Raw genomic sequence first — 6,642 nt, 5'->3', positions numbered from 1 at the left:
ATAAGGATGCTCAAACGATAGCGATGCGGTGAGACCAAAGCCGAGATGCTCGGTCACCAGCGCCATTGGGGTAATCAACGCCAGCGGATCGTTGACCGGTACCTGCGTCGCCTGACGAATCGCGGCATCGCCATTCCCGTTCAGCACATCGTAAATACCCAACACATCGGCGATAAACAAACCGTCAAATTTGCCACGCTCCAGCAGGCGCGCCAAATCGACCCAGTACTCCAGATCTTTGTATTGCGAGGAACGGTCGCGCGGATGCGCCCACAAACCCGGTGACTGGTGTCCGACACAGTTCATATCAAAAGCATTCAGGCGAATTTCACGTTGCGATGGCATAGCAATCTCCATAGCGAGGCCGTGATCGTACGACGACCCGGCGTTCGTTAGTGTGTTTTTAGGATGTTTGAGAGATTAAGAAGCGTAAGGGGGACATCGCTCGTCTTGAGCGATGTGAAGATCTTCAAGAATTTGCTGAGCAACGGCAGCGGCGTGATCGGCAACCTGTGGCAGGCCCATCAACTCACCGAAACGCGCGCGGGCGGCGGGTCCGACTACGAGCAGGCGGGCGTTGGGCAAGCCTTGGTGATTCAGTGCGTGTGACTGCGTATCAACGTCGAGGCCAAAGCCAAGCTGATCACCGCGAATCAGGCCTTGATTACTCAGCGAACGTAGCAGCGGCTGGCTTTGTGTCAGCGCATCATGCCCCGGTCCGGTGGTGACGATCAGATGATCGAGCAGGCGCGTTTTCATTTCACCCTGGCGTGTACGCAGCGTGATTGCCAGCTGGAGGCCCTGAGCAGTGATGGCGTCCAGTCTGGCTGCCAGCACCTGCAAGCTGCCCTGCTGCTGTCGTCTGGTGATTTCTGCAGACACCTGCGGCGCGATGCGATAGCGATGCACATCCCACCACGAACGCAGATGGCGCACAAAGCGCTGCTGCTCGCGCAGCGGCAAGGTTTGCCAGATGGTTTGGCCCTGTGCGCGTACATCGTCCAGCACGCGTTGCCAGGGTAATTGCTGCCGTGCAGCTCGGGCAACCTCATCCCTGATGTGATGCAGCCACAGACGCGCGCTGGGGACGTTCTGAGGCGCTAACGTCCATTCAGGCCACTCGCCCTGCAGATTAGCGCGTGAGAGCTGTCCACGGCGTGAGAAAGCGGTTAACGGGCCTTGATGATGCCGAGTGCCTAATGAGGCAACCACATCCGCCATACTCAGGCCGGTTCCGATAATGGCAACGGCGGCATCATGATCTATCGCATCCAGCACGCCGGCTTGCCATGGATTGGCAATGAGCGCTGGGTGATGGGCAAAGGGCTGCAGCGAGCGAGGCAAGGATGGCGGTGGGTGACTGATCGCTAACGCCAGCACATCGCCCTGTAGTGTCTCGCCATTGCTGAGTAACAGCTGCTGCCCTTCCCATGCCATGGCACTGGCCTGAACGTGCCGTAACTCAATCTGCGGATGCCGTTCTGCCGCAAGGGCAAACTGCTCTGCCAGATAGCGACCAAACATCGCGCGCTGCGGATAGACTGATCCGTCATCACAATGGGCTACTGAATCCAGTGAACACTCAGGCTGCTGACGATACCAGCGGTCAAAGGCGCCCTGCTCATCGCCGCTGAGTTGCATGCGCGAGGCAGGTACATTGATGCGATGCGCCGGTTCCTGCGTGGAGTAGGCCACCCCACCGCCCAGTTGCTCACGCGGTTCGACCACTGTAATCAGTAATGGAAAGGACGATTGCCGCGCGAGATGAATCGCCAGCGCCGTTCCGCTGAACCCGCCACCTGTGATGATAATGTGAGGTCGTGCCATCGTCTTCTCCTGCATTAGCTGGCGCTCGCCTGTTTTGAAGGACGTTTATCGCCACCAATGGTTTCGCCAAACGGGCCGGTGTTAATGGTGCGCGCACGCTGCTGCTGACCATTTGCCAGCGGTAATAGCGGCAGCAGCAATTCTGCCACACGATGCGCCTCTTCCAGATGCGGATATCCCGACAGGATGAAGTTGGTCACACCCAGTGCCTGATATTCCCGTATGCGTTCGGCAACCTGCTCAGGACTTCCTACCAATGCCGTTCCGGCTCCGCCGCGCACCAGACCAACGCCTGCCCATAAGTTTGGTGAGATGTAGAGATTATCGCGCGAGCCTTTGTGCAGCGCGCTCATCCGTGCCTGACCTGCAGAGTCCATACGCGCAAAAATCTTCTGCGCCTGCGCGATGGTGTCTTCATCCAGATGACCAATCAGTTTCTCCGCAGCCGCCTTCGCTTCCTGCTCTGTCTCACGCACAATGACATGCAGGCGGATGCCGTATTCCAGTTTGTGCCCGCGCGCTGTAGCACGTTCACGGACGACTGCCAGCTTTTCTGCGACCTGCTCCGGGGGCTCACCCCAGGTCAGATAGGTATCGATTTGCTCAGCGGCGACATCAATCGCGGCCTCCGACGAGCCGCCAAAATAGAGTGGTGGGCCATTTTCCTGCACTGGCGGGAACAACACCTCTGCTCCTTCAACGTGAATATACTGCCCTTCATAGTCAACCTTCTCTCCACGCATTAAACGGCTATACACATCGAGAAACTCTTTGGTGACTTCATAGCGTTCACTGTGATTGAGAAAGATGCCGTCGCCTTTGTTCTCAACCGGGTCACCGCCCGTCACCACGTTAATCAGCAAACGTCCTTCAGAGAGGCGATCCAGGGTTGTGGCCATACGCGCGGCCAGTGTCGGCGGTTGAAGTCCAGGGCGAACGGCAACCAGGTAACGCAGTCTTTTGGTGATGGGTGCCAGTGCAGAAGCAACCAGCCATGAATCTTCGCAACTTTTGCCGGTGGGAATCAGCACACCGTAGTAACCGAGATTGTCGGCGGCCAATGCCACCTGCTGTAAGTAAGCTAAATCAACCGGGCGCCCACCTTCTGTGGTGCCGAGATAGCGACCGTCACCGTGCGTCGGGAGAAACCAGAAGACATTGATGTTCTTGTTTGCGGATTCGGCCATTATGCTTTTCCTATATAACTTTATTAAAAAATGATCATTTTGGGATGTTTTTTTAGTTATATAGCTGTTAGCGAAAAACGTGCCAGCTTTGATTCTCCTGATAATGACGCTATTTCAGCGGGTTAGGCCCCTACTGCTGTTTGTGTTTGTTGCATCGGCAACTTACCGCCTACAGCTATTGCTGCATATGCAACTGCTTATGCTTTTTTCCTGCTGTTCACAATGAAAAGCAACGATTAGCGTGTGCTGATACTCCTTAATGGACATCAAAAGATGCTGACCAACTATAGCAATTACGCTGATTCACCGCGTTTAGTCGACCCGGCTTCTCTCGCTTTTCAATCATTGCTCGACAAATTCGCCCCCACTGACGCCACGGTATTGATTGTCGGCGAGACCGGCACGGGTAAGGAAGTTGTCGCACGCTATCTCCATCATCATAGCCAACGCCGCCATGGCCCCTTTCTCGCCGTTAACTGCGGTGCTTTAACTGAAAGTCTTGCCGAAGCCGAACTCTTTGGTCATGAGAAAGGGGCATTTACCGGCGCGACCCAGGCGCATCCCGGTTGGTTTGAATCTGCGCAGGGCGGCACTCTGCTGCTGGATGAGATTGGAGAGCTGAGTTTGTCGCTACAGGTCAAGTTACTACGCGTATTACAGGAGCGCGAGATTACGCGCGTGGGTTCGCGCAAGCCGATTAAAGTCGATGTGCGTGTTATTGCGGCCACCCATGTTGATTTGGCACAGGCGATCCGCGAACGGCGATTTAGGGAAGACCTTTACTATCGCCTCAATATTGCGGTGGTGCCGCTGCCTCCGTTGCGACAGCGTCGTGATGATATCCCGCTGCTGGCGCAGCATTTCCTTTCGCTGTATGCACGTCGTTTAGGTCGACCGGTGCGTCGTTTGTCACCGGATGCTTTAGAAGTGCTACTGGAGTACAGTTGGCCGGGCAATATTCGCGAGCTGGAAAATACGCTTCACAACGCAGTACTTCTGAGTCGGGAGGAGACGCTAACGCCAGCTCATTTGCGACTGACAAGATACAATGAACAGGGATTTAACAACGCGGAAGCATCAACGCTTGATAACTTCCTGCGTCAACAACTCTCCACTAAGCCCAATCAACTGTTTGATCGCGTCATCACCAGCCTGATTACTCACGCGCTGGATTTCACTGAACACAATCAGACACAGGCCGCGGCGTTGCTTGGCATCAGCCGCCACACGCTGCGTACTCATCTTGCTCATCAGGGAATGATAAAAGGACGGCGTAAGGCGGCGAGTTACATTGCAACTGCCTCTGCTGATGAGCCTCATCAGGAACGCGAGTTACGTATCGGTTATCAAAAATTCGGTAATCTTGGGGTATTAAAAGCACGGCAAAGTCTTGAGCAGTGCTTTGCACAGCAGGGCGTCAGCGTGTTGTGGAGCGAATTTCCTGCCGGGCCTCAACTGCTTTATGCCTTACAAAATAACGAGATCGATTTCGGTACCACCGGCGAGGTGCCGCCTATTTTCGCCCAGGCGAATGGCAATGCAGTGACCTACATTGCCTGGGAACCCCCTGCGCCCAGTAGCGTGGGGATAGTTGTCCCAATCGATAGCGATATCCGTAGCATTGCTGATTTACGTGGTAAACGTATTTCGGTCAATAAAGGTTCTAACGTTCACTGGTTATTGCTGCAGCTGCTGGAAGAAGCAGGTATCACCCTTAATGAACTTAAAGTGGTGTATGCGCCGCCAAAATATCCTCTGACGGCCAGTGATTATCTGGCGATCGATGCATGGATGATGTGGGACCCCTTACTCAGTGCGGCGGAGAGCAATCCTGAGTTGCGCGTGCTGGCCAACGGTGAGGGGCGTGTGCGCAACCACCAATTTTATCTGGCACGTCGCGATTATGTGGAAAAACATCACGACGTGGCCCATCAGTTAGTGAAGAGTTTACAGCAGACCGGCATTTTTATTGATAATCATCGGCAGGAAGCTGCTGGTCTGCTTGCGCAGGAATTGGGTCTTGACCTTTTGGCCGTTGAAAGAGCTTTAACACGACGCAGTCATAAAACCCGTTCAATGGTATTTGAAGTGATTAAAGAGCAACAAATCATCGCCGATCGTTTTTATGCATTGGGTCTGATAAACAAGCCTGTCCGTGTTCGGGAAGCGGTTTGGCAATCGCCCAGCGTTTTATCACTGACAGCTTAACGACCCGAATAAAGTTATCCACCTTTTCTGTGGATAAATCATTGAATATCATCTGGCTAAACCGGGTTAGTACCCTCGATGCAGCGCTGAAATTTGCTGTAATGCTGGCGATTTCAGCCTGAAATTAATTTAAAAAACACTTTTAATTCAATTCATTAGATGTGAAATCCTGATGGCGAATGAAGAAAATTTCAGGGCATTCGCAATCTGAGTTCCTCTCCTGGATAGCCTTTGTTGCTTTCCTATCCAGCTGGTCATTTTGCCTTCACCACAGATTCACTAAACTCTACGGCGCAAGAATGGTATGCATATAGACGGTGAAAAAGTTGGCGATTTCAGCCTGAAATTGCTACACAGGTTAGATATTTTTCATACAGTTAGCGATGAAATAGCACTGGCGAAAAGCTGGAATTCAGGCAAAAAAAAACCGCCCGAAGGCGGCATTTGGCTACTGATTGAGATATTTATTGAGTGTCTCGTTTATCACCCGATCCAACTCATCTTGCAATTCTTTCGACTGGCGATTGAATTCGTAGCTGAACATGCGGCCGCGTGTCTTCTTGCGGGCATAGCGATCTTTATCAGCAAACGTCCAGAGAGGCGTGGCGACCGCTTTTTCCTTTGCTGGCGACTGGATTAGTGTTTGGCTCCCATTACGCACCAGACGCAAAATCCCATTTTTTACTTCATCTTCAGCCAGACCATCACGTGCGCAGACCGTATCGACATCCATGCCAATGGTATCAATTAAGGCTTCAACCGACTGACCAATCTCCTGAAGCTTCTCATACGCCTGCAGCAGCGTTTTGTAATCCGGGTATGTTAACTCCGAATGATTTGGGAACAGGGTAACCAACTCCAGTGGTACGCTCGCGGCTTGCAACGCACGCGTGACTTTTGCCTGCGAGAGGCCTTCGCTCTGAGCAATCTCTTTCTGTGACAGGCCGCTCTCTTTTAATGACAGCAGGCGCATCCCCACTTCACGCAGATTATGTTCGCGTGCGGTTTGGATGTCCTGCGCCAGGCGACGTGCTTCATCTGCCGTGATGGCAACCTCAGTGACCAGCACATCCAGCCCAGTTTTGCAGTGCAGAGCGGCGGCACGGCGGCGGGAACCATCCAAAATTTCGATACGGTCGCCGCGTTTCACACCAATAGCAGGGAAGAACTGCTGCAATTTAATGGTGCGGATAATGTCGCGCAGCGATTCAGGCGTCAAGCCTGACTGGTCGCGGCCATTCGTTTCCATTACCACATAGGTTTTTTCTTCAATTTCCTTCGCCGTAATGTGTTCAAGCGTGAACAGGGCACGTTTACCGGTCGAAAGGATAAAGGTTTGAGAATGTCCGTCTGAGGCATCCTCAGTCTGCAAAGGTGTCTGGCTGAAGGTACGGCCAATCGTGATTCGTTTTGCGCTCAT

The 6,642-nt window shown here is 53.2% G+C and carries 4 protein-coding genes and 1 pseudogene; 1 reads left to right on the top strand and 4 read right to left on the bottom strand.

Annotated features, from left to right (window positions below):
* The 3 genes and pseudogenes from RT340_RS10355 to ssuD all read right to left on the bottom strand — a co-directional run.
* Positions 1–345 (bottom strand): annotated as a pseudogene (locus RT340_RS10355) (LLM class flavin-dependent oxidoreductase); the annotation flags it as partial.
* A 75-nt stretch (positions 346–420) separates the two neighbouring features.
* A complete protein-coding gene (locus RT340_RS10350) occupies positions 421–1,827 on the bottom strand; it encodes an FAD/NAD(P)-binding protein (protein ID WP_313375763.1) in 1,407 nt (468 codons plus the stop codon).
* Between the two features lie 14 nt (positions 1,828–1,841).
* The gene (gene ssuD, locus RT340_RS10345; protein ID WP_313375761.1) at positions 1,842–3,014 is read right to left on the bottom strand and encodes an FMNH2-dependent alkanesulfonate monooxygenase; all 1,173 of its coding nucleotides are present in this window, start codon (positions 3,012–3,014) and stop codon (positions 1,842–1,844) included.
* A 276-nt stretch (positions 3,015–3,290) separates the two neighbouring features.
* On the opposite strand from ssuD, the gene RT340_RS10340 reads away from it, so the two are divergent.
* On the top strand, positions 3,291–5,222 hold the full coding sequence (locus tag RT340_RS10340) for an aliphatic sulfonate ABC transporter substrate-binding protein (protein ID WP_409566143.1): 1,932 nt from the start codon (positions 3,291–3,293) through the stop codon (positions 5,220–5,222).
* A 448-nt stretch (positions 5,223–5,670) separates the two neighbouring features.
* Here RT340_RS10340 and RT340_RS10335 read toward each other — a convergent pair whose 3' ends face one another.
* Entirely contained in the window at positions 5,671–6,642 is a 972-nt protein-coding gene (locus RT340_RS10335; protein ID WP_097117637.1) for a ParB family protein, read from the bottom strand.

It is taken from the genome of Pantoea sp. CTOTU50773, from assembly GCF_032082325.1.
In the GTDB taxonomy this organism is placed as follows: domain Bacteria; phylum Pseudomonadota; class Gammaproteobacteria; order Enterobacterales; family Enterobacteriaceae; genus Pantoea; species Pantoea communis.
This window is presented reverse-complemented; position numbering and strand designations above follow the sequence as displayed.